18 protein-coding genes are annotated in these 23,295 nt (G+C 51.1%); 11 read left to right on the forward strand and 7 right to left on the reverse strand.

Annotated features, from left to right (window positions below; translation table 11 throughout):
- The first annotated feature begins 307 nt into the window (after positions 1 to 307).
- On the forward strand, positions 308 to 2,377 hold the full coding sequence (locus BZG82_RS11235) for a putative bifunctional diguanylate cyclase/phosphodiesterase (protein ID WP_077765866.1): 2,070 nt from the start codon (positions 308 to 310) through the stop codon (positions 2,375 to 2,377).
- A 43-nt stretch (positions 2,378 to 2,420) separates the two neighbouring features.
- On the opposite strand, the gene nlpI is transcribed toward BZG82_RS11235, so the two are convergent.
- A complete protein-coding gene (nlpI, locus tag BZG82_RS11240) occupies positions 2,421 to 3,293 on the reverse strand; it encodes a lipoprotein NlpI (RefSeq protein ID WP_069589153.1) in 873 nt (290 codons plus the stop codon).
- Positions 3,294 to 3,361: 68 nt separating this feature from the next.
- Entirely contained in the window at positions 3,362 to 5,497 is a 2,136-nt protein-coding gene (gene pnp / locus BZG82_RS11245; RefSeq protein WP_077479897.1) for a polyribonucleotide nucleotidyltransferase, read from the reverse strand.
- A gap of 419 nt (positions 5,498 to 5,916) precedes the next feature.
- Between pnp and prfC the strand changes: the two genes are divergently transcribed.
- From prfC to BZG82_RS11285, 8 genes are all read left to right on the forward strand, one after another.
- Positions 5,917 to 7,506 (forward strand): peptide chain release factor 3, encoded by a 1,590-nt coding sequence (gene prfC / locus BZG82_RS11250; protein ID WP_077765867.1) that lies wholly within the window; start codon positions 5,917 to 5,919, stop codon positions 7,504 to 7,506.
- 148 nt (positions 7,507 to 7,654) lie between these two features.
- Positions 7,655 to 7,798: a DUF5363 domain-containing protein gene (locus BZG82_RS16620; RefSeq protein WP_232112125.1), complete on the forward strand. Its 144-nt coding sequence runs from the start codon at positions 7,655 to 7,657 to the stop codon at positions 7,796 to 7,798.
- Positions 7,791 to 8,561, forward strand: a complete 771-nt coding sequence (locus BZG82_RS11260; RefSeq protein WP_077765868.1) for a TatD family hydrolase — start codon at positions 7,791 to 7,793, stop codon at positions 8,559 to 8,561. Before BZG82_RS16620 ends, BZG82_RS11260 begins: the two co-directional genes overlap by 8 nt.
- Before the next feature lie 209 nt (positions 8,562 to 8,770).
- Positions 8,771 to 10,057 (forward strand): NupC/NupG family nucleoside CNT transporter, encoded by a 1,287-nt coding sequence (locus tag BZG82_RS11265; RefSeq protein ID WP_077479901.1) that lies wholly within the window; start codon positions 8,771 to 8,773, stop codon positions 10,055 to 10,057.
- Positions 10,058 to 10,170: 113 nt separating this feature from the next.
- A complete protein-coding gene (locus tag BZG82_RS11270) occupies positions 10,171 to 10,341 on the forward strand; it encodes a XapX domain-containing protein (protein WP_069589159.1) in 171 nt (56 codons plus the stop codon).
- A 383-nt stretch (positions 10,342 to 10,724) separates the two neighbouring features.
- Positions 10,725 to 11,501 (forward strand): deoxyribose-phosphate aldolase, encoded by a 777-nt coding sequence (deoC, locus tag BZG82_RS11275; protein WP_077765869.1) that lies wholly within the window; start codon positions 10,725 to 10,727, stop codon positions 11,499 to 11,501.
- 64 nt (positions 11,502 to 11,565) lie between these two features.
- A complete protein-coding gene (gene deoA / locus BZG82_RS11280; RefSeq protein ID WP_077765870.1) occupies positions 11,566 to 12,897 on the forward strand; it encodes a thymidine phosphorylase in 1,332 nt (443 codons plus the stop codon).
- A gap of 11 nt (positions 12,898 to 12,908) precedes the next feature.
- The gene (locus BZG82_RS11285; protein ID WP_077663308.1) at positions 12,909 to 14,129 is read left to right on the forward strand and encodes a phosphopentomutase; all 1,221 of its coding nucleotides are present in this window, start codon (positions 12,909 to 12,911) and stop codon (positions 14,127 to 14,129) included.
- 93 nt (positions 14,130 to 14,222) lie between these two features.
- On the opposite strand, the gene BZG82_RS11290 is transcribed toward BZG82_RS11285, so the two are convergent.
- Positions 14,223 to 14,816 (reverse strand): AhpA/YtjB family protein, encoded by a 594-nt coding sequence (locus BZG82_RS11290; protein WP_077479904.1) that lies wholly within the window; start codon positions 14,814 to 14,816, stop codon positions 14,223 to 14,225.
- A 130-nt stretch (positions 14,817 to 14,946) separates the two neighbouring features.
- On the opposite strand from BZG82_RS11290, the gene serB reads away from it, so the two are divergent.
- Positions 14,947 to 15,918 carry a phosphoserine phosphatase gene (gene serB, locus BZG82_RS11295; RefSeq protein WP_077765871.1) on the forward strand — a complete coding sequence of 324 codons (972 nt, stop codon included), beginning with the start codon at positions 14,947 to 14,949 and terminating at the stop codon, positions 15,916 to 15,918.
- Here serB and BZG82_RS11300 read toward each other — a convergent pair.
- The gene (locus BZG82_RS11300; RefSeq protein ID WP_077765872.1) at positions 15,915 to 18,272 is read right to left on the reverse strand and encodes a PilZ domain-containing protein; all 2,358 of its coding nucleotides are present in this window, start codon (positions 18,270 to 18,272) and stop codon (positions 15,915 to 15,917) included. The genes serB and BZG82_RS11300 overlap by 4 nt on opposite strands.
- 123 nt (positions 18,273 to 18,395) lie before the next feature.
- On the opposite strand from BZG82_RS11300, the gene radA reads away from it, so the two are divergent.
- Entirely contained in the window at positions 18,396 to 19,772 is a 1,377-nt protein-coding gene (radA, locus tag BZG82_RS11305; RefSeq protein WP_069589170.1) for a DNA repair protein RadA, read from the forward strand.
- 72 nt (positions 19,773 to 19,844) lie between these two features.
- Here the strand turns inward: radA and BZG82_RS11310 are convergent, their stop codons facing one another.
- The 3 genes from BZG82_RS11310 to ettA form a co-directional block, all read right to left on the reverse strand.
- Complete coding sequence (locus BZG82_RS11310; protein ID WP_069589171.1) at positions 19,845 to 20,849, reverse strand: peptidoglycan DD-metalloendopeptidase family protein; 1,005 nt, start codon at positions 20,847 to 20,849, stop codon at positions 19,845 to 19,847.
- Positions 20,850 to 20,899: 50 nt separating this feature from the next.
- Positions 20,900 to 21,280, reverse strand: coding sequence for a PilZ domain-containing protein (locus BZG82_RS11315; protein WP_069589174.1), 381 nt, complete (start codon positions 21,278 to 21,280; stop codon positions 20,900 to 20,902).
- Positions 21,281 to 21,493: 213 nt separating this feature from the next.
- Positions 21,494 to 23,161: an energy-dependent translational throttle protein EttA gene (ettA, locus tag BZG82_RS11320; protein WP_077456225.1), complete on the reverse strand. Its 1,668-nt coding sequence runs from the start codon at positions 23,159 to 23,161 to the stop codon at positions 21,494 to 21,496.
- Positions 23,162 to 23,295 lie beyond the last annotated feature (134 nt).

The raw sequence follows: 23,295 nt of genomic DNA on the forward strand, positions 1-23,295 counted from the left end.
ATAACGGATTCCCGATCCGGTGCAAGCACTGTGCGAACAAGGTTTCAGTATATCGACGCTCACAGCCTGTATTGTTGAGTAATAAATTGCGCACTTTCGCTGCAAACTCAACACCAATGACTGATTTTGAGCACCTTATCTATTTTTACGGGTTGACGTACGGTATATAGTGTTAAAAGCTTGAACGCTAAAGCAGCACCACATAGAGTGCTACTGACAAGCTGATAGAAAGTGTCTAACATGTGAGACGAATTTTTCGCCACGACACGTTGGTCGGCACCTGTACCGAGGAAGATGTGAGCCATCCATGCCAATTTCGCAGTTAACCGATTGGTTTTACCGCTTAACCGACAGCAGTCCGTTTCTTTTTGCCATTCTCGATAGTGACGATTGTTACCTCTATGCTAATCAGCGATATGCGGATATAACTGGAGTCGCATTGGGTGCCTTGGTGGGGGCGAACGACCGGCAAACGCTCGGGGAACAGTTTTATGCAGCTGTAAAGCCGCATTACGAGTCAGCACGGCGAGGGCAAAGCACTGAAGGAGAAGTGGTGGTGTCTGGTGGCTATCACAGTACCAGCTTTCATTTTAGTGTCGCCCCGCTTAATGAGCATCGAGACAGTAAAGGGCTGCCTTATGTAGTCATTCATGCTGCTGACACATCAGAGCGGCAGGTGCTTGCAAGTGCGCTTGAAGAAGCCGAAGAAAAATTTTACCGCTTGAGTGAATTGATTGATGACGGCTGCTGTTTGGTAGAAGATGAGCTGATCCTTTCTGCAAATCCTATGGCAGTGGAACGCCTCGGTGTTGACAGCACAGACGCCTTATTGGGCGAGTCGCTATCGACCTTCCTGCGTCCCGCAGATTCTAATCAATCTCTCGTCGCCATGCTTTCACAGCCTGGAGGCAATCAAAGCACCTCGTGTGTGCTTGCCAACACGGGGGCATCCATCGAGGTGTCTTGTGCACCTATTCACATCTTAGGTAAAAACGCGCATATGGTGCGTTTGCATGCACAGGCTGTCGTGGCTGAGCCTCAGCCTGCGGCGATGCTCCATTCGGCGTACACGGATGCGTTAACTGGGTTGTATAACCGTCATGGCTTTAGTCGTGAGCTGGATGGTTTGATAGCCAGCGGGACACCGTTAGCCATGCTGTACCTTGACGTAGATAACTTTAAAAATATCAACGACTCATTAGGTCACCATATTGGCGATCGGGTATTACAAGATATTGCCCAACGCTTACGCCGTTTACTGTCACCAGACACCATTGTGGGTCATCTGGGGGGCGACGAATTTGCAATTATTCTGCCAAAACCGGCGACCGATGATGCACCTGACCAGCTGGCGGAAAAAGTGGTCTCTGTGATCAGCCAGCCGTTTGAGCTGCACCATTTTAGTAAGTACTTGGCGTGTTCGGTTGGGTTGGTACGCTATCCAGAAGATGGCAAAGATGCACGCAGTTTACTGCAAAATGCCGATACTGCCATGTATGAGGCGAAAGAGCGCGGCCGAAACCGCGTCGTCGCCTATGACGACCAAATGAGCAAAGAAGCTCGGATGCGGCTTTGGCTTGAGATTGAACTGCAAAAAGCATTACAAAATAATGGTTTAGAGGTGTGGTATCAGCCAAAAGTCAACACGAGCGATTATCGCGTCAACGGGGCGGAGGCCCTGGTGCGTTGGAAGCATCCAGTCGAAGGATATATCAGTCCTGCGCGATTTATTCCGGTCGCAGAGCGGTGTGGCTTGATTGAGCAACTGGGCCGCAATGTAATGCGAGAGGTGTTTCAAAATGTGCGTCGTTGGCGTCTTCATGATGTTTTGCCCGGCCGCGTCGCCATCAACCTTTCTCCGGAGCAGTTTCGTAATCCTAAACTGACCGAGCATATGGAAAAGCTGCTGCGCGCAACCGGTGCAAATCCCGAAGATATCACGTTTGAGCTTACAGAAAGTGCGGTGATGAACGACGATACCCATGCCATGCAAATGCTCAATGCAATCAAAGAGCTGGGTTTTGCTTTGTCTATCGATGATTTCGGAACCGGATATTCCTCGTTATCCTACTTAGCGCGTTTTCCGCTGGATGAATTGAAAATCGATCGCGCGTTTATTCACGATATGGATGCGTTGAGTAAGCAAGTGACCTTGGTGGAAAGCATTATCAACCTTGGGCGAGCCATGGAGATGACGGTGGTAGCAGAAGGGGTAGAAACGCGCCAGCAAGCGTCGGTGCTGACCAATTTAAACTGTGACACCATTCAGGGATATTATTTTCACTCGCCCATGCCGCGGCGAGAATTTGAAAAGCTATTACAAAAAAGTAAGCCCCGTAAGCAGCCACCCCAGACAGTGCCAGCTCCGACAGACTAATCAGATCAAATAACCGCCTCTACAAGGCGGTTATTGGTTTGCGCTATTCGTCGTTTTGCTGAGATTGGTGATAGGCAATACGATTGAGCTCCAGTAGGGCATAGCGGTGTTCGACAAAGGCATACACATTGCCAGACATGGCCAACTTATACAGTGCAACCGCTTTGTCTTGATTGCCAAGATGTTGATAGTGTTTAGCCAGATAAAAATAGGCTTCGCATAAACGCTCCGCCAGCACTTGGTTATCACTCGCTTGAGTGGCCAACTGCTCCAGCAACTCTCGCTCGCTCACCTTGCCCAAAAACATCCGCGCCAGTTGCCATCCCCAATCCAGTTGGTCGCTGTTTTCTATCCGCTCGGCTAAATGTGTTTTGGCCGCGTCATCGCCTTTCCAATCGCGTTCCACCAAGTACAGCCAAATCACACGATACGGATCGTCCACGTCGTCTTGGTAATGGGTGAGAAGATCCTGATAGGCGAGGCGGTAGCGTCCACCATAGTAAAGCGCGATACCACGATTACGCTCGGCATATGTGTGTGTGTTATCTAGCTCTAAGGTAGAGTCAAACGCTTCATATGCGGCATCGTAGTGGCCGGTTTGGGTGAAATAGACGCCCAGAATATTAAACACATCGGGTTGATCCGGCTTTAATGAGAGTGACTGATTAAAATCGAGCCGTGCCAGATCGCGCATTCCGAGGCTGTCGTGCAGCAAACCGCGCTCATAGTGGAGTTGGGCGCGCGCATCGTCGCTCAGATCGTCGCGAGCGAGTAGTTGGTCAATACGAGCAAGATGCACTTCCTGTTGCAACGTGGGTTGCAATGGCACGGCCATGGGCGGGAAAGTCCACTGACTGGTGCAGCCTGTGAGTAGTAAAAGGCCTGCAATGACCAGCGACTTCAAAAAAACGGTCATGACGGTGCGTCTCCATATAAAAAAAGGGGGCCACGGCCCCCCTTTATAGCATGAATTACAATCAGACTCTAAGCGTCAGTTGCAGGTGCGTCATCGGCAGGTGCAGCGTCAGTGGCTGCCTTATCCGAAGCTGCTTCTTTCATGCTTAGACGGATACGACCTTGGCGGTCGATCTCTAGCACTTTCACTTCAACTTCTTGGCCGATTTCGAGGAAGTCAGAGACTTTCTCAACACGCTGATCCGCGATTTGTGAGATGTGTACCAGACCATCTTTACCACCGATCACAGACACGAATGCACCGAAATCAACGATACGCTGGACTTTACCCGTGTAGATGCGGCCCACTTCCACTTCAGCGGTTAAAGCTTCGATACGAGAAATCGCATCTTGTGCCGCCGCGCCGTCAGTTGCAGCAATTTTCACTGTACCATCGTCATCGATTTCGATTGTGGTACCGGTTTCTTCGGTTAGCTGACGGATCACTGCGCCACCTTTACCGATCACATCACGGATCTTATCTGGGTTGATGCTGATGGTGTGAATACGTGGAGCAAACTCAGAGATATCATCACGTGCTGAACCAATCGCTTGATCCATCACATCCAAGATATGCAGACGCGCACCTTTTGCTTGGTTCAGGGCGATTTGCATGATCTCTTTGGTGATACCTTCGATTTTGATGTCCATCTGCAGTGCAGTCACACCGTCATCGGTACCTGCGACTTTAAAGTCCATGTCGCCAAGGTGGTCTTCATCACCGAGGATGTCAGAAAGTACGACAAAATCGTCCCCTTCTTTAACCAGACCCATCGCGATACCCGCGACTGATTTTTTCACCGGTACACCGGCGTCCATCAGTGCCAGAGAGGTACCACATACCGACGCCATTGACGATGAGCCGTTTGACTCAGTGATCTCAGAGACCACACGGACGGTGTATGGGAATTCGTCTTGGCTTGGCATTACCGCAGCAATACCACGTTTTGCAAGACGGCCATGGCCGATTTCACGACGCTTTGGTGAACCGACAAAACCGGTTTCACCGACACAGTATGGAGGGAAGTTGTAGTGCAGCATGAAGCTGTCCTGACGCTCACCCATGATTGAGTCGATGATCTGTGCATCACGTTGGGTACCCAGTGTGGCGGTCACCAGCGCCTGCGTTTCACCACGCGTAAACAACGCGCTGCCGTGTGTGCGAGGCAGCACACCGGTACGTACGTCTAGCGCACGAACCATGTCTTTTTCGCGACCATCGATACGTGGTTCACCGGCAATGATGCGGCTACGCACGACTTTCTTCTCTAGATCGCCAAGCATATCGAGGATTTCACGCTCGTCGAGGGTCTCGTCTTGCTCAAGCAGAGCGGCAACCACCTCTTGCTTCACGTTACCGACTTGCTCATAACGCGCCATTTTTTCAGTGATTTGGTACGCTTGTGCGAGTGGGCCTTGCGCCATTTCTGCGACACGCGCTTGCAGGGCAGCATTCACTTCTGGTGCTTGCCAATCCCACGCTGGGGTGCCAACTTCCGCGGCGAACTCTTTAATAGCGTTGATAGCGACTTGTTGTTGGTCATGACCAAACATCACCGCTTGCAGCATTTGTTCTTCGCTTAGGCGATCGGCTTCAGATTCAACCATCAGCACCGCGCCTTCAGTACCGGCTACCACAAGGTCAAGACGGCTGTTGTCCAGCTCTGCTTCGCTTGGGTTCAATACCAGCTCATCGTTGATATAACCAACACGTGCCGCACCGATTGGGCCATTGAATGGGATACCAGAAATCGCTAGTGCCGCAGAGGTTCCTAGCATGGCAACCACATCTGGGCTAACAGCTGGGTTTACCGATACTACGGTCGCAATCACTTGAACTTCGTTTTTGAACGAGTCAGGGAAAAGCGGACGAATAGGGCGGTCAATCAAACGTGCTGTCAGGGTTTCTGACTCTGAAGGACGACCTTCACGCTTGAAGAAACCACCTGGGATTTTACCTGCCGCGTAAGTTCGCTCTTGGTAGTTCACGGTCAGTGGGAAAAAGCCCTGGCCTTCTGCCGCTTCTTTTTTACCGACGACAGAGACGAATACCGAGGTATCGTCCATGCTTGCCATTACCGCACCGGTGGCTTGGCGTGCCATCACACCGGTTTCCAACGTCACGGTATGGTTGCCGTATTGGAATGTTTTTACGATTGGATTCACAGAATGTTTCCTTGTTGCTGAGGAGATAAATCATCCGATTTATCGAGCTAAATGTAAGCTTTCAGCTGTTCACCATCGCGACTAATGGCAACACACTGCGGGCTTGTCCCGCGGGCGGACGTGCAATGTGTTGTCAATAGCCGCGACCGGATGGTCGACTTCGTTGACTGTGTCACAACTGAAAGTGGCGCTAATTATACACGTGCTTCACCAATAACGACACCACGCGGCGTTCAATTGGCAACATTTGTGATGTGTTTGGCAAGCAATCTTGACCCTAACGAATACAGATAACAGTGCCAAGTCAGATTTGTGAATTGAAGCTGGCTACAAGATCAGCGAAAATACGTTCCCTTTGTGATTAACCCCCTCAGTTGGCGCCTGATTGCCGCCTGAATCAATCAAGAAGATAACTTGCTATGTCTAATACACCGCTGCAACAGGAAGTTGATAAACGACGCACCTTTGCGATTATCTCGCACCCGGATGCGGGTAAAACCACGATTACTGAAAAAGTCCTGCTATTCGGACGTGCGATCCAAACCGCCGGGACGGTCAAAGGGCGCGGCTCTAACCACCATGCAAAATCTGACTGGATGGATATGGAGAAAGAGCGGGGGATCTCCGTGACCACGTCGGTGATGCAGTTCCCGTACAATGACTGTTTGGTCAACCTGCTTGATACCCCAGGGCACGAGGATTTCTCGGAAGATACCTATCGAACCCTCACCGCGGTTGACTCTTGTTTGATGGTGATTGATGCAGCAAAAGGTGTTGAGGATCGTACTCGTAAGTTGATGGAAGTTACGCGTTTGCGCGATACCCCGATCATTACCTTTATGAACAAATTGGACCGTGATATTCGCGATCCGATGGAGCTGCTGGATGAAGTAGAAAGTGAGCTCAATATTGCCTGTGCGCCAGTGTCATGGCCAATTGGTTGTGGTAAAGGGTTTAAAGGGGTGTATCACATTCATCGCGATGAAAGCATCTTGTATCAGTCTGGCCAAGGCCACACCATTCAAGAAACTCGCATCATTAAAGGGTTGGATAACCCTGAATTGGATGAGGCAATTGGTGCAGTTATTGCGCAAGACTTGCGTGATGAGCTCGAACTGGTCATGGGCGCGTCGCACGAATTTGATCGCGATCTGTTTCTCAGTGGCGACTTAACACCGGTCTTTTTTGGTACGGCACTGGGTAACTTTGGTGTCGATCATATGTTGGATGGGTTGACGGCTTGGGCGCCGAAACCACTCTCTCGTCCGACGCCGGATCGTGTCGTTAATGCCGACGAAGAAAAATTCACCGGCTTCGTCTTTAAGATTCAGGCCAACATGGATCCCCGTCACCGTGACCGAATTGCCTTTGTTCGTGTGGTATCCGGTAAGTACCAGCAAGGCATGAAGTTAAAACATGTGCGCTTGGGCAAACAGATTAATATCTCTGATGCCGTGACCTTTATGGCGGGTGATCGCGCGCGAGCCGAAGATGCTTACGCTGGCGATATTATCGGTTTGCACAATCATGGCACTATCCAAATTGGGGACACCTTTACACAAGGCGAAGATCTGAAATTTTCTGGGATCCCTAACTTTGCGCCTGAACTGTTCCGCCGTATTCGCTTGCGTGATCCTTTGCGTCAAAAACAGCTGCTTAAAGGTCTGGTCCAACTATCGGAAGAAGGTGCGGTACAGGTCTTCCGTCCGCTACAATCGAACGATCTTATCGTTGGTGCGGTTGGTGTGCTGCAGTTTGATGTGGTGGTGGCACGCTTGAAAGCGGAATACAACGTTGATGCGATTTATGAGTCGATTAACGTGGCGACGGCACGTTGGGTCGAATGTGAGGATGAGAAAAAACTCGACGACTTCCAGCGTAAAAACCAAGCTAACCTCGCGCTGGATGGTGGTGACAATCTTACCTATATCGCACCGACCATGGTCAACCTCAACCTGACCCAAGAGCGCTTCCCAGACATTCAATTGCGGGCAACGCGTGAGCACTAAGTAAGCGGGTTGATGCCAAAGGCATCGCACTCATGGAGGGGAGCTAGCTCGTTCCCTGCGGGTGAGGCTCCCTGCGGATGAGGGGCAAACCTTCTATAATGCCGTCTGTATAGGGCGGCATTTTACTTTTAAGAGGACAGCGATGAAGATAGCTTTGGCCATCAAAAGGTGGATAGCGCGTTATGATGCTTGGTGCCAACGCATGGGGCTCACTCCTGAGAACCGGCGCAGTTGCGTGCCGGTGAAACGCGAATCACATACTCAGATAAATCGCACTGACAAGCATGATTGATACCCATTGTCATTTTGATTTTTCTCCGTTTAACCAAGCGCCCGCGCAATATTGGCAAGCGGCACGTGAGGTGGGCGTCACGCGGATGATAGTGCCCAGCGTGAGTGAACAAAACTGGCAGGCGGTGTTAGCGTTGACGGAGCGCTTTGCTGGCATCTATGCCGGGCTTGGGCTGCATCCTTGTTTTGTCGATACGCACACCGACTCGAGTCTTACCGCATTAGAAGACGCGCTGGTGTCACGGCCGCTATCTTGCGTGGCGGTTGGTGAAGCCGGCTTGGACTATTTTGTCGCGAATACCGCTGAGATGAAGCAGCGCCAGCACGCCTTGCTAGAAGGGCAATTATGGCTGGCTCGCCGTTATGACTTACCCATTATTTTGCACAGTCGCCAATCCCATAACCAATTATTGCGTGTGATTAAAGCGTATCCTGGGGTTCGCGGCGTGCTTCATGCCTTTAGTGGTAGCGCGCAGCAAGGCAAACAATTTATCGATGCGGGTTTGATGTTGGGCGTGGGCGGAACCATTACCTATCCGCGTGCCAATAAGACCCGTCAAGCGATTCAACATTTACCCCTCTCACACCTGTTACTGGAAACCGATGCGCCGGATATGCCTTTGGCAGGATTTCAAGGAAAAGCCAATACCCCAGCACAGGTTTCTCGGGTGGCAGACGTTCTCTGTGAGTTAAAAGACTGTGATAAAGATCGTCTATTGACTGAAACATCAGGCAATGCTGAGCGATTGTTTAGTCTTAAATAAGCCGCTATCGTCTAAAGCCAAACGTTTGCACTCGTATAAGCTCACAAAAGTAGATCAAAGTCATACTTATTGATGCATTACAGAATAGTTTTACAGCGAACTGTGACTGGAATATTACTTTAATGTGATTTGCATGCGTATAATCCCCCCCGGAAACCAAATTCCACTTTGTCGAGACGCCAATTTTTATTTTTGAGGATGCCAAAACTATGAGCCTGCTGATGAGCGTGGTAGGGATGATGGTGCTGCTGGGGATTGCAGTCCTTCTCTCCGATAACCGCAAAGCGATTAACCTCCGTACCGTGGGTGGCGCATTCGCTATCCAACTCTTTTTCGGTGCCTTCGTACTGTATGTCGACGTGGGTCGTGACATCTTGTACGGTGCATCACAATACGTTGCCAACGTCATCGCCTATGGCGATGAAGGGATCAGCTTTATCTTCGGTGGGCTGGTTTCTGGCAAAATGTTTGAATTGTTCGGCGGTGGCGGTTTCGTCTTCGCGCTGAAAGTTCTGCCTGTCATCGTCTTCTTCTCATCACTGATCAGCGTACTTTACTACCTAGGTATCATGCAGGTTGTGATCAACGTACTGGGTGGTGGCCTACAAAAAGCACTAGGTACATCACGTGCCGAGTCTATGTCAGCAACCGCTAACATCTTTGTGGGTCAAACTGAAGCGCCATTGGTGATTCGTCCATTCGTACCGCGTATGACTCAATCTGAGCTGTTCGCCGTCATGTGTGGTGGTCTTGCCTCTGTTGCTGGTGGTGTACTGGCCGGTTATGCATCAATGGGTGTGCCACTTGAGTACCTCATCGCGGCATCCTTTATGGCGGCACCGGGTGGTCTTCTGTTTGCGAAAATCATCAAGCCTGAAACGGAAGAGCCTGTCGAGCAAATGGCAGATGCAACTGCTGAAGGTGTTGATAAGCCAGCGAACGTGATTGACGCGGCCGCAGCGGGTGCATCATCAGGTATGCAACTGGCGCTAAACGTGGGCGCGATGCTACTGGCATTCATCGGCTTGATTGCACTGATTAACGGCATGCTAGGCGGCATCGGTGGCTGGTTCGGTTATCCAGACATCACGCTTGAGCTAATCCTAGGTTATGTCTTCGCTCCACTTGCCTTCTTGATTGGTGTGCCATGGGAAGAAGCCATCGTTGCCGGCTCTTTCATCGGTCAGAAACTGGTTGTGAACGAATTCGTCGCTTACTTGAACTTCACCCAGTACCTAGGTGAAAACGGTCAGTTAGTCGCGCAAACAGGTGCACTGATGACAGAGAAAACACAAGCGATCATTTCATTCGCATTGTGTGGCTTTGCAAACTTGTCATCGGTAGCCATCCTGCTGGGTGGTCTGGGTGGCCTTGCGCCAAACCGTCGTCCAGACATTGCACGCTTTGGTATGAAAGCCGTTGCGGCAGGTACGCTATCTAACCTGATGTCTGCAACTATTGCTGGTCTGTTCCTAACCTTGACCATGATGGGTTAATTTCCCCTAACCATGTGTCATCAAAAACGCCACGCAGGAGACTGTGTGGCGTTTTTATTTTTGGTGGCCATACTTAGTTAGTGCGATATCTATCAACAAAATAAGGAAACACTATGCAGGAAGTCTTACTGGCACTTGTGGCAGGTTTTTTGGTCGGGGTGTTATTCAGTGCGATTAAACTCCCTATCCCCGCGCCACCGGTGTTATCAGGAATAATGGGGATTGTCGGTGTCTATTTGGGAGGCGTTGGTTACCAGTGGGTGGTGGAGCGTTTCTTTTCTTAACCGGCTAAATATTCTCCATCTTTGCGATTGGTGCTGGTGGGCAACAGTGTGTATTTCAACAGAAACGGTAAAATCTAGTTTTGCTTGGATGGCGTTGGTAAAATAAGTGAACACCGTCATAGTTTGAGGGTGCCACAATCCCTTATTTTCCTCTTATGGTTAGCAACAAGGTGTGGCTAGCCCCAATCTAGAACGTCCAACGGCGGAATACGCAAACACATCACGTTTGCACGCGGCAACAAGGATGGTTGGTTGAAGGCGGCGAGATGTCCAGCCTCAAACTTCAAGGAGCCAAGTCCGCTGAACGGCAACCTGCTAATAGGTTGTTTACACAGTGGCCAACCCATAACTGTTTGGCAAAAGAATGAGGACTGGAGATACCCATGAACGAATTACAAACCGCAGCCCTACGCGCACTGAAATTAATGGATCTAACCACACTGAATGATGATGACACGGATGAAAAAGTGATCGCTTTGTGTCAGAACGCGAAATCACCAGTTGGTAACACGGCTGCGATCTGCATCTATCCACGTTTCATTCCGGTGGCAAAAAAAGCGCTGCGTGAGCAAGGCACCCCTGAGGTGCGCATCGCCACCGTTACTAACTTCCCTCACGGCAATGATGATATCGATATTGCCGTGGCTGAAACCAAGGCGGCCGTTGCCTATGGCGCCGATGAAGTTGACGTTGTTTTCCCCTATCGTGCATTGATGGCGGGTAACGAAGAGATCGGTTTTGAATTGGTCAAACAATGCAAAGCTGCCTGTGGCGATCAAGCGCTGCTAAAAGTCATCATCGAAAGCGGTGAACTGAAAACAGACGCGCTTATCAAGCGTGCGTCTGAAATCTCAATTGATGCGGGCGCTGACTTTATCAAAACCTCGACCGGTAAAGTGGCGGTGAATGCTACGCCAGAAGCGGCAGAAATTATGCTGAACGTGATTAAAGACAAAGGTGTCGCGGATAAAGTGGGCTTTAAGCCAGCCGGTGGCGTACGCACTGCTGAGGATGCGCAGCAATACCTCGCGATGGCGGATCGTATCTTGGGCGAGACCTGGGCAGACAGCCGTCACTATCGCTTTGGCGCCTCAAGCTTGTTAGCGAACTTATTACATACGCTGGGTGAAGGTGAAAAAGCAGCGCAAGGCGGCTACTAATCCTTAGTGATGAGATTCGCAGGGCAAGTGACTGCTTGTCCTGTCTTGCCGGTAAGGAGGATGGATGATCTTACCTCAGGAAATTATTCGTAAGAAACGTGACAACATCGCGTTAAGCAAAGAAGAAATTTATACCTTTATCCAAGGGGTGGCCGACGAGTCGGTCTCAGAGGGGCAAATTGCCGCCTTTGCGATGGCGATTTACTTCAACGACATGACCATGGATGAGCGTGTTGCTCTGACATGTGCAATGCGCGACTCGGGAATGACCATCGATTGGTCACATATGAATTTTGATGGTCCAGTGGTGGATAAACATTCGACCGGTGGTGTCGGTGATGTGACCTCATTAATGCTTGGCCCTATGGTAGCAGCATGTGGCGGTTATGTTCCCATGATTTCCGGCCGAGGTTTAGGACACACGGGGGGAACGCTAGATAAACTGGAATCGATTCCCGGCTATAACATTATGCCGAGTAACCAAGTGTTTGGTGATGTTACTCGCGATGCCGGCGTTGCGATTATCGGTCAAACCGGGTCTTTGGCGCCTGCGGACAAACGCGTTTATGCGACCCGCGATGTCACGGCAACCGTAGACAACATTTCTCTGATCACCGCTTCTATCTTGTCGAAAAAACTGGCGGCAGGGTTAGATGCATTGGTGATGGATGTCAAAGTGGGGTCGGGGGCATTTATGCCCACGTATGAAGATTCCGAGGCGCTTGCCAAATCGATTGTGGCGGTTGCCAATGGCGCTGGTACGAAAACGAGCGCTTTGTTAACCGACATGAACCAAGTATTGGCATCCTCTGCCGGCAATGCGCTGGAAGTTAAAGAAGCGGTTGATTTTCTGACCGGTCGATACCGCAATCCACGCTTGTACAATGTCACTATGGCACTGTGTGCGGATATGCTGGTGATTAGCGGGCTTGCAGACGATGTGAACGGCGCAAAACAGAAACTGGATGAAGCACTAGACAGTGGCCGTGCGGCTGAGTGCTTTGCCAAAATGGTGGCTGGACTGGGTGGTCCGCGTGACTTTGTTGAGTCGCCGGAGCGCTATCTTTCTACCGCCGCTATCATTAAGCCAGTCTACGCGACGGATTCAGGTATAGTCAGTGCCATGGATACCCGAGCATTGGGCATGGCTATGGTAGAAATAGGTGGCGGCCGTCGGGTTGCTAGCGATAAAATTGATTATGCCGTTGGGCTGAACGAAATGATTCGTCTGGGGCAACACGTGGACGGGCAAACACCGCTCGCCATGCTCCATGCTCAAACTGAAGAGCAATGGCAACAAGCGGCGAATGCGGTGCGAGCCGCAGTAAAAGTGGCTGATACGGCGCCAAGTGCGACGCCAGACGTTTACCGTCGCATCAGCCTAGAAGACGTCTAACGGAGGCGATCATGAAACGCGCAATAGTATTAGTTTTAGATTCATTTGGTATTGGTGCCACTGAAGACGCAGTTAAATTCGGTGACCAAGGTGCTAATACCTTGGGCCACATTGCTCAAGCGTGTGCCAAAGGCGAAGCGGATAATGCCGACCGCAGCGGCCCACTTTCATTGCCAAACCTCACCAAATTAGGTCTAGGTAAGGCATGTGAAGAATCATCGGGTTACTTCCCTGAAGGGCTAGATGCCAACGCAGAGATCATCGGTGCCTATGCGCACGCGAAAGAGTTGTCATCTGGCAAAGACACCCCGTCTGGTCACTGGGAAATTGCCGGTGTACCCGTACTATTTGATTGGGGTTACTTCACTGATCAGACCAATAGCTTCCCGCAAGCGCTGCTGGATCGTATTGTCGAGCGTGCCAAGCTGCCGGGCTATTTGGGTAACTGTCATGCGTCAGGCACTCAAGTGCTGGACGATTTGGGCGAAGAGCACATGAAAACCGGTAAGCCGATTTTCTACACCTCTGCAGATTCTGTGTTCCAAATCGCATGTCACGAGGAAACCTATGGCCTCGATAATCTGTACGAGCTGTGCCAAATCGTGCGTGAAGAGCTGGAAGACTACAACATTGGTCGTGTGATTGCGCGTCCATTTGTGGGCCCAGGCAAAGGCCAATTTGAGCGTACGGGTAACCGTCGTGATTTGTCAGTTGAGCCACCATCGGCCACGGTATTGCAAAAAATCGTGGACGAGAAAGGCGGTGACGTGATTTCGATTGGTAAGATTGCTGACATCTACGCCCATTGCGGGATCACCAAAAAGATCAAAGCGACAGGCCTTGAAGCGCTGTTTGACGCGACCAAAGACGCGATCAAAGATGCGGGTGATAACAGCTTAGTCTTTACCAACTTTGTTGATTTTGACTCTGCATATGGTCATCGCCGTAATGTGGCTGGTTACGCTGCGGCCTTGGAATACTTCGATGCGCGTTTGCCAGAAATCATGGCCATGCTGGAAGAAGATGATGTCTTGATCCTCACTGCCGACCACGGCTGTGATCCGACTTGGCCGGGCACTGACCATACCCGTGAGCACATTCCTGCTCTGGTTTATGGCAGCAAGGTACCTGCGGGATCATTAGGTCGCCGTGAAACCTTTGCCGATATCGGCCAATCGCTGGCGACTTACTTTGGCACGTCGCCGATGGACTATGGACAATCCTTCCTGTAAGGATGACGGGGATTAACCCATGAAAGAGATGGCTTAGGCCATCTTTTTTTTATGGGTGAGGTTTGAGGCGCCCTCGTGTGTATCTGAGTTGGATTACCAAGGAAGTAATGGAGTTTGGCCGTCGCGACGCTTAAGCATGCCAACCAGCAATGCCCCCAACAGAATCGCGAGCACTAACAGCGTACGAAACTGATTCATGTTTTCTTGCAATTGGTGATGGGCTTTTTCTGTGACCGCCTGATGTTCTAGCGTGAGGCGGAGAAAGCCTGCTACATCGCCCTCTCGGCTAATGGGAGCCATGAGTTGCTGACGGCCGCGGCTCTCTAACCCAAGCGGCGTGGTCAATCCAACCGCCGTTTCGAGTGGCAGGGCATTAGCCGAGTGCACCACGGCCTGACCGTTTAGGCGGTAGAAACTCGCATCGCGGATCAGAGGCTCTTTGACCAAGGCGTCGGCCATAGTTTGTAATGGCTGATAGTTCTTATCCACCAAGGCGTCGTAGGCTTGTGCGCCAATCTGACGGGTCATCAGTTGTGCCAGTTCATCCGTTTGTTGGTAGAGAGCTTGATATTGGCGCTGGCTTAATGTCGTGCTGTAAAGCATCAACGCCGCAATTGCAGCGATCGCACTGAACAAGATCCCCCATTTCACCACGCGTCGCAGTGCTTGTCGCGAAACCGTAAACATAGCCACCTCAAAAGCTAAACCGCCAGAATAAATTGCACTGGAGCTCAGTGCTGGTTTTATGGTATCACAGCCTCAATACGATTCATTCACTATTCAATCGACGGCTTTGGCCGCAAGGACGCCTACAACCATGGACGCGACGCCCTTTAAAATTTACCGCACCCCAACGCTTTATCAACGTTTCCCATCGTTGTCGACCTACAGTCGCTATACCCGACGTCAAGGTGGATGGGTGCTCTTTGGTGAGCTGTTAGACCCGCGCCAGCTTGATGATATTGGTTTTTTTACCGGCGAAGCGGTGACACCGATTGATGGCTGGCGGGTAGGGCCTTATGAAGTCTTATTAATGGCAGGGCCATTAACCGATGCGCATCAAACCATTATCCATTTGCTTGGCTTGGATTGTGCGGACGTGCACGGGTTGCCAGATCTCAGTCAGCCGGGTCTTGCGGTGTTTGATATGGATTCAACCGCGATTCAAATCGAATGTATTGATGAAATAGCTGCGTTAGCGGGGGTCGGGGATGCGGTCTCCGCGGTGACAGAACGTGCCATGCTGGGTGAGCTAGACTTTGAAGCCAGTTTACGCGAGCGTGTTGTCGCGCTGAGAGGCGCGGACAGCCAAATCCTAGCGTCAGTGAAATCCACGTTGCCGTTGATGCCGGATATGGCGCGTTTAGTCGCCAGTTTGCGTGCGCATGGCTGGAAGGTGGCAATTGCCTCTGGTGGCTTTACCTATTTTTCTGATCACCTTAAAGACACGCTGTCACTAGATTATGCCGAGTCCAACCAACTCTCGATAGCGCACGGAAAGCTGACGGGAGAAGTGGAAGGGCAGGTGGTCGATGCCCAGCGAAAGGCAGACGTGCTGACGATGCTGGCACAACAATATGATATTGCAGCAGAAAATACCCTTGCGGTCGGGGATGGTGCCAACGACTTACCCATGATGAACGCCGCCGGGCTTGGTGTTGCCTACCATGCCAAGCCGATGGTCAACGCCCAAGCGCAAGCGGCGGTGAAACACGCTTGGCTAGGCGGTGTGCTTTGTATCCTGTCGGCAAGCTTGCGCGAGGGACGTATCAGTTGGCAGACCCGCTAACAGCCAAGGCGCATCAGCACCTCATCGGTGACATCGACCAGCTCGCCATACGCGCACAGTGCGGCAAACTCATCCTCGAGCTGGCGCGCTTTGTGGGTATCGCGTTTTAACAATGCCGCGAGTTTTTCGGGATTGATTTCTTGTTCCGCATGAGCAAGCGGCGCCATGCGGTTGCGCAGTACGGCAAATAGACCACCGCGCTGAGCCAGCTCAATAAACTTGCGGCGGGCATCGTCGGACTCAAACTCGCTATCCGCGAAGGTATGCACTCTGCGTACGACTTCATCTTGCATGTCCATCCAGACATAGTATTCGCGGATCAGTTCTTTTTGCGGTTGAGAGGGACGAGAAACCTCATGCGTGCGCGTATGAATTTTGTCGCCAAACAAGGGGTAGAAGGAAATCTGCCGCCCTCCACCTGCGCGCTCCAGTAATCGGTGCAACCGGCTCGGTGGTAGGTTAATGCCGACCGCGGATACCGAGAGTACGCCATTGTCTCGGCGTATAAAGTAAGGCTGTACGGTGAGCCGGGTCAGCAATAGTTGGTGCATGGCTCGCACCAGTGGCGGATCGGGTAAGATCTCATCCAACACGGTGAGTTTTTCTTGGTTGTGCTCAATCAAACGGCGTAAGTATTGGCGTCGGCGAGTATTCGGGGCTTCGTTGACCAGCTTTAGCTGGATATTATTGCGTTTAGGGCTGACTCGGATAACCTGATAAGGCATATCTACCAAAGGCGCGCGGCGGTCTATCTTCACAAAGGCATCGAGAGAGACAGAGATCAGATCGTCTTTTGCCCCTTGAAAGGGCTGCTTGAGTGCGACATTCAGTCCACCCGAGGAAAAATCCAACAGCGCGCCTTCCATAAACCCCTGTTCAGCATGCACTAAAGAGACCTTAGAGCGGTATTGATAACGTGGCTCACGGCGCTGCGGCTGCATATCGGAGGAAATTAAGCTGGCTTGGCTCACAGGGTTACGCTCATGTAAAAAGCGGCGCAGTGCTTGGCTTGAGCGTTCGGGTTTGGGGTGACTTAAGTAGGCCTGCTGCGCATCATGATGTGTTACATCCTGTACCAGCGCCACGTGCGTCAATGTCTTCAATTTGTTGAGCCAGTCTGGCGATACATCCTGCAGTCGTTCGATATCGGCAGCCGTGATGGCTGACATGGTCACTTTAAATGCCCGCCAAGATGCCCGCTTAGCCCCTAATTTCCAAAACAGCTGGCGCTCTTCCACACTCATCTCACTGGGGGAGGCTGAGTAGAAAAAGCGACGTTTATTTTTTTCAACATAAAAACAGTAAAGCAGTAGCTGGCTATTGGCCGCCCCTTCGACTTGTAATAATGAAAGGCGTTGTGGGTCGAAAAGGTGATTGATCACAGGCTGGTTGCGTTCATCATGCCAGTAATCCCAAAGGCTGTGGTTTTGCCGCGTTTTAAGCACGTACGCCATTTTATCTTGCGAAAAATAGAGCGGCAGTACGCTGGTGTGATGCAAAAAAGACTGCTCATAGCTTTGCAGCTTGAGGGTCAGCAGTTTATCTTCCCCATCTTGTTTACCGCGAAAGTCTGGCGATGCCATCTCTGACTCCAATGCCCGTTTGATGGCGTCACTGCTGGTATCAAGACGCAGGCGTAACCAAGCATTGCTCGTACTATCATTGTTTTGGTCCACACCAATAATGCGGTAGCTCAAGCCATCTTCAAGATCAGGGTCGAGATACTTCTTTGCTAACGCCGCAAACCGGACAGTGACTTCTGAGCTTGGCGGGTAGTCAAAGGCGGCGGGGACGCGCACGCGGCAGCCTGAGTTTGATAAGTCGCTGGTGGTCCCGTGAACTTCCTGACCCGACTGCAAGGTGATCAAGACTTGCGTAGCATAGTGAATGCGACTTTCGCTGCGTGACAGATAGCTGCCAAAGGTCAGCTTCTCGGGTAATAACGCCGTTTGGGCACTATCGGTGACAGGGCCTTGCCCTTTTTGCTGGTTCTGCTTGGCTTTCTCGTGTTGGACGCGAAAGTTATTTGGGGTGTTGTGTAGATCTTCCCATAACCCTTGGGTCAGTTGTCCATTATAAAGTGGCAAGCGCTCGTAGTAATAGTTAATGGCGACGTCGTCCAACCAATGTTTCTTGCCATGCAAGTCATATTCGTGACATTCGCCATCGACTTTTCCACGCAAATCAATGGTGCGATTGCACGGCGCCATCAGCCGCCTGATCTCCATTTTGATCAGCAGCTTGGCAGAGTTCGGCTCGTTAGCCGTTAGCTTGTCGAGCAGCACCTCAAATTTTGGGGTTTGGGAAAGAGGAAGCAGTTGCTCAATCAGTCCCTGGTAATCATCCTGCTTCATGGCAAAGTCTGTTAAAGTATTGGCCTGCTTTTGTAGCGGCACGCTATCAAAAAAGTTTGGGAATAATTAATAAGATAGCAATCATTTTGTGAATTAGCTGACATCATACGTATTGGAGTGCGAATGGCAAAAACAAAACGGGCCTACGTGTGCAATGACTGTGGCGCTGATTTTCCCCGCTGGCAAGGGCAATGCTCAGCGTGCGGTGCGTGGAATACCATCACAGAAGTACGCCTTGCCGCGTCCCCTCAAGTCGCGCGCAACGAAAAATATGCCGGCTACGCGGGGAGTGCTGAAGGTAAAGTACAGACGTTGCAAGAGATTGACTTGCAAGAAGTGCCACGCCTGAGCAGTGGTTTTAAAGAGCTAGACCGTGTCCTAGGTGGTGGGATTGTGCCTGGCGCGGCCATTTTGATTGGGGGCAACCCGGGCGCCGGTAAAAGTACTTTGCTATTACAAACCATGGTGGGTTTGGCGCAGCACTTACCGACGTTATACATCACCGGTGAAGAGTCACTCCAACAGGTTGCGATGCGTGCTGACCGACTTGGGCTTCCCAAAGATAAACTCAAGCTATTGTCCGAAACCAGTGTAGAAACCATTTGTCAGGTTGCTAAGAAAGAGCAACCTAAAATCATGGTCATCGACTCCATTCAAGTGATGCATGTTGGTGATGTGCAATCGGCACCGGGTAGCGTTTCTCAAGTGAGAGAGTCAGCCGCCGCTTTAACGCGCTACGCGAAACAGCACAATGTGGCGATATTTATGGTCGGCCATGTGACCAAAGACGGCACCTTGGCCGGCCCGAAAGTGCTCGAGCACTGCATTGACTGTTCGATTCTACTCGATGGTTCAAGTGATAGTCGCTTTAGAACCTTACGCAGCCACAAGAACCGCTTTGGGGCGGTAAATGAATTGGGTGTATTTGCGATGACCGGGCAAGGGCTGAAAGAAGTCAGCAACCCTTCGGCGATTTTTCTTTCGCGTGGCGAGGAGCAGACGTCGGGAAGCTCGGTAATGGTGGTATGGGAAGGGACACGGCCTTTGTTGGTAGAGCTACAAGCGCTGGTCGACTATTCGCAGTTAGCCAATCCTCGTCGTGTCGCTGTGGGCTTAGAACAAAACCGACTGGCGTTATTGTTGGCGGTGTTGCACAAGCATGGCGGGCTGCAAATGTCGGATCAAGACGTGTTCGTCAATGTGGTGGGGGGCGTCAAAGTGACCGAAACCAGTGCCGATCTCGCCTTGTTGTTGGCACTGATCTCAAGCTTTCGCGACCGACCTTTACCCCGCGATTTGGTGGTCTTTGGTGAAGTTGGCTTGGCCGGTGAAATTCGCCCTGTGCCGAGTGGTCAAGAGCGCTTGATGGAAGCGGCGAAACACGGCTTTAAAAAAGCGGTCGTCCCGAAAGCGAATATGCCAAAGCAGCCGCTTGAGGGCATGCAAGTCTTTGGGGTAAGCAAGCTGTCTGATGCGTTGGATGTGTTGGAAGACCTCTAACCGCAGTGATAAACAACAAAGCTCACGTGTCTTGCTGCCCGGGAGTCGATCTCTGTGAGCTTTGTTGAGTGACTACATCGAGACGTTGGTAGGCGTCACGTCTAAATCCGCCTCGCGCTGTTGCGCGGTACTTAGCGGTGGCTCGGGGTCGGGCATATTGGCGACCTGAACCTGAGTTTCTACCAAGTTTTCTACTACCGAAACTAAATGGCCCCAACCCACACGTTTTTCTTTTTCCAGCAAGGTATCAAAGTTCTCAGCGCTCCATTTAATAAAGCGGCGCGGGTCCAGCGCACGTCCCAAAAAACGGACTTCATAGTGCAGGTGAGGACCTGTCGATAAGCCAGTGTTGCCGGACCAAGCAATCAGATCGCCTTTTTTCACGAACTGACCACTGCGCACATTGAACTTATCGAGGTGTGCGTACAAGGTCATAAAGCCGAAAGCATGGTCGATTTTGACAAAGTTGCCATAGCCTTTTTTGCGACTCGGGCGTACGTATTCCACCACGCCATCTGCAGGTGCATAAACAGGCGTGCCCTTGTCTGCGGTCAAATCTAATCCCATATGAAATTTGGCTTTGCCGGTGACTGGATGTGTGCGTGAACCAAATCCGGATGAGCGCCGATAACTTTCAATCGGCTTGCCGTTGGGAATGAGCTGCAACATGGTGTACCGCACTGCAGAGTTAATGGCCGCGACGTCTAAACGGTGAGTGAGTGAGGCGTCTTTAGCGACCGAGTTTAACCCCAGCATATCTTCGACGGTCACCACGCGTTGCGTGAGCGCAGTAAGCTCAACGTCTTTATTTTCAATGGTTGCGGTTAACTCATCCCGTTTTTGTTGCAGGACCGCTAATTCCGCATTTAGCGCAGCCCGTTCATCCCGCAAACGTTCCACGGCTGCTTCGGCCTCTGTTGAGCGTGCAGAGAGAAAGTACAAGCTGGCAAAGGTGACGGTGAGCAGTGCGAGCAACACAAGCGCAAGCGTCTGCACCACCTTTTTACGAGTGGGGCAGAGGGTAAAGTGCTTCACGCCATTAGGGTGCGTGACGGCGATATGAATGTGATCTGTCATGACTGGCTACTGCTGGCCTGCATCTAATACCGTCCATGACCGCGCGGACACTAAGCTTGTGGCTCCGCCATGTGGTCAGTCAGTTGTGCGAGCTCGCGATGGAGAAGTTCATCGTTGCCGACGTTAAGTTCAACGAGCCTTTTTAAATGACTGGCACTATCAATGTCAATGTGATCGATATAAAGATGTAAGTAATTCGCGCAGTTGTTCACGAGAATGCACTCCATGTCTAATTCTATCTCTGAATCATGGAGAAAAAAGACCAAGTCGAACTCTTTACGCTCAGGGTCAGATTCCCAATTGTTGGGCAAACTGAGTAGCACGCCTTTTAGGGATAAATCGAGTACGTGTGCGTGCCATTCACGACCATCCTGTTTGAGTATCGCGGGAGCACGATACATCACGCGGGAATATTTTCTACGCTCTGACATGACAGCATCTCCTATAGATGTCTGTTTTCAGTGTAGGCAATGGGGTGCAGATGGCACGGGAATTAGACGTTTTGTCTCACTTTTGCAACGTTTGGTTACCTTTATTGCGCTATGTACCGGAGACAATACGGTTTAGGACGCATAAAAAGCCCCGCTGGGGCTGAGATGGTAGATAGCCACCTCAGCCCTCCTAGCAGGGCTGTCGTGCGGCAATTACTTGGCGACGCGCTTGTACTTGATACGATGCGGCTCAGCAGCTTGCGCACCCAAGGTTTTCTTCAACCAATCGGTGTACTCAGCAAAGTTACCTTCGAAGAAGTTCACTTGGCCTTCGTCACGATAGTCAAGAATATGGGTTGCAATACGGTCTAAGAACCAGCGATCGTGCGAGATCACCATGGCACAGCCTGGGAATTCAAGCAGGGCTTCTTCGAGTGCACGCAAGGTTTCTACGTCAAGGTCGTTAGTCGGTTCGTCGAGAAGGAGCACGTTGCCGCCTGCTTTAAGCAGTTTGGCAAGGTGGACACGGTTACGCTCACCACCGGAAAGCTCACCGATGCGTTTTTGCTGATCGCTCCCTTTAAAGTTGAAACGTGACACATAGGCGCGCGCTGGCAACTCAAAGTTGTTAATGCGAATAATGTCCGCCCCTTCTGAGATCTCGTCGTAGACAGTGTTATTGTCATCCATGCTGTCACGGAACTGATCCACCGATGCCAATTGGACGGTGTCACCTACTTCCACGGTGCCTGAGTCTGGTTGCTCAGTGCCACTTAGCATCTTAAACAGCGTAGATTTACCCGCACCGTTTGGACCGATAATACCGACGATGGCCCCTTTAGGCACACTGAACGACAGATCGTCAATCAAGACACGATCCCCAAAGGATTTGGTGAGGTTGTTCACCTCAATAACCTTGTCGCCTAAGCGTGGACCCGGCGGGATAAACAGCTCATTGGTCTCGTTACGGCGTTGATAATCTGACGTATTAAGCTCTTCGAAACGCGCCATACGCGCTTTAGATTTGGCCTGACGTCCTTTTGGATTCTGACGCACCCACTCGAGCTCTTTCTCGATGGTTTTTTGACGTGCTTTTTCTTGTGACGCTTCTTGCTTCAAGCGAACGTCTTTCTGTTCCAGCCAAGAGGTATAGTTACCTTCCCAAGGAATACCTTCACCACGGTCAAGCTCCAGAATCCAGCCAGCAGCGTTATCCAAGAAATAGCGGTCGTGGGTAATCGCCACCACAGTACCGGTGTAATCGACCAAGAAGCGCTCAAGCCATGCAACAGATTCGGCATCCAAGTGGTTGGTTGGCTCATCAAGAAGCAGCATATCTGGTTTCTCAAGGAGCAAGCGACAAATGGCGACACGACGGCGCTCACCACCCGAAAGGTGCTTAATTTGTGCATCCCACTCAGGCAGACGCAAGGCATCAGCGGCGCGCTCAAGGGCGTTGTCGAGGTTGTGACCGTCTTTTGCTTGGATCAAGGCTTCCAGTTCGCCTTGCTCTTGCGCCAAGGCGTCAAAATCTGCATCTGGATCAGCGTAAGCCGCGTAAACTGCATCGAGTCGGTTCAATGCGTCTTTAACATCGGCAACCGCTTCTTCGACGGTTTCACGAACCGTTTTGTCTTCGTCCAATACCGGCTCTTGGGGCAGATAACCCACTTTTAAGCCTGGTTGCGCACGGGCTTCACCCTCAATGTCGGTATCGATACCGGCCATGATGCGCAATAGGGTCGATTTACCCGCACCGTTTAGACCCAACACACCGATCTTGGCGCCGGGGAAGAAACATAGAGAAATATCTTTCAGAATTTGGCGCTTAGGTGGCACGATCTTGCTCACCCGCGACATGGTATATACGTACTCAGCCATTTCTGCTCGCGTTAATAGTTGTGGAGTGAAAGACGCTATTCTAACGTTAACTTTGCCAAGTTTAACAGTGATCGTCATATTCAGGCGTTAACATCGAGGGAATTTGCCTTCCAGGCTGTTGTCTACTCGATGTT

The sequence above is a fragment of the Salinivibrio sp. PR5 genome (assembly GCF_001996085.1).
Taxonomy (GTDB): domain Bacteria; phylum Pseudomonadota; class Gammaproteobacteria; order Enterobacterales; family Vibrionaceae; genus Salinivibrio; species Salinivibrio proteolyticus.

Excerpts from the sequence above, each read along its gene's own strand:
- BZG82_RS11235 (WP_077765866.1), top strand. The coding sequence starts at position 308 with ATGCCAATTTCGCAGTTAACCGATTGGTTTTACCGCTTAACCGACAGC.
- nlpI (WP_069589153.1), bottom strand. The coding sequence starts at position 3,293 with ATGACCGTTTTTTTGAAGTCGCTGGTCATTGCAGGCCTTTTACTACTC.
- prfC (WP_077765867.1), top strand. The coding sequence starts at position 5,917 with ATGTCTAATACACCGCTGCAACAGGAAGTTGATAAACGACGCACCTTT.
- BZG82_RS11260 (WP_077765868.1), top strand. The coding sequence starts at position 7,791 with ATGATTGATACCCATTGTCATTTTGATTTTTCTCCGTTTAACCAAGCG.
- BZG82_RS11265 (WP_077479901.1), top strand. The coding sequence starts at position 8,771 with ATGAGCCTGCTGATGAGCGTGGTAGGGATGATGGTGCTGCTGGGGATT.
- BZG82_RS11270 (WP_069589159.1), top strand. The coding sequence starts at position 10,171 with ATGCAGGAAGTCTTACTGGCACTTGTGGCAGGTTTTTTGGTCGGGGTG.
- deoC (WP_077765869.1), top strand. The coding sequence starts at position 10,725 with ATGAACGAATTACAAACCGCAGCCCTACGCGCACTGAAATTAATGGAT.
- deoA (WP_077765870.1), top strand. The coding sequence starts at position 11,566 with ATGATCTTACCTCAGGAAATTATTCGTAAGAAACGTGACAACATCGCG.
- BZG82_RS11285 (WP_077663308.1), top strand. The coding sequence starts at position 12,909 with ATGAAACGCGCAATAGTATTAGTTTTAGATTCATTTGGTATTGGTGCC.
- BZG82_RS11290 (WP_077479904.1), bottom strand. The coding sequence starts at position 14,816 with ATGTTTACGGTTTCGCGACAAGCACTGCGACGCGTGGTGAAATGGGGG.
- serB (WP_077765871.1), top strand. The coding sequence starts at position 14,947 with ATGGACGCGACGCCCTTTAAAATTTACCGCACCCCAACGCTTTATCAA.
- BZG82_RS11300 (WP_077765872.1), bottom strand. The coding sequence starts at position 18,272 with ATGAAGCAGGATGATTACCAGGGACTGATTGAGCAACTGCTTCCTCTT.
- radA (WP_069589170.1), top strand. The coding sequence starts at position 18,396 with ATGGCAAAAACAAAACGGGCCTACGTGTGCAATGACTGTGGCGCTGAT.
- BZG82_RS11310 (WP_069589171.1), bottom strand. The coding sequence starts at position 20,849 with ATGACAGATCACATTCATATCGCCGTCACGCACCCTAATGGCGTGAAG.
- BZG82_RS11315 (WP_069589174.1), bottom strand. The coding sequence starts at position 21,280 with ATGTCAGAGCGTAGAAAATATTCCCGCGTGATGTATCGTGCTCCCGCG.
- ettA (WP_077456225.1), bottom strand. The coding sequence starts at position 23,161 with ATGGCTGAGTACGTATATACCATGTCGCGGGTGAGCAAGATCGTGCCA.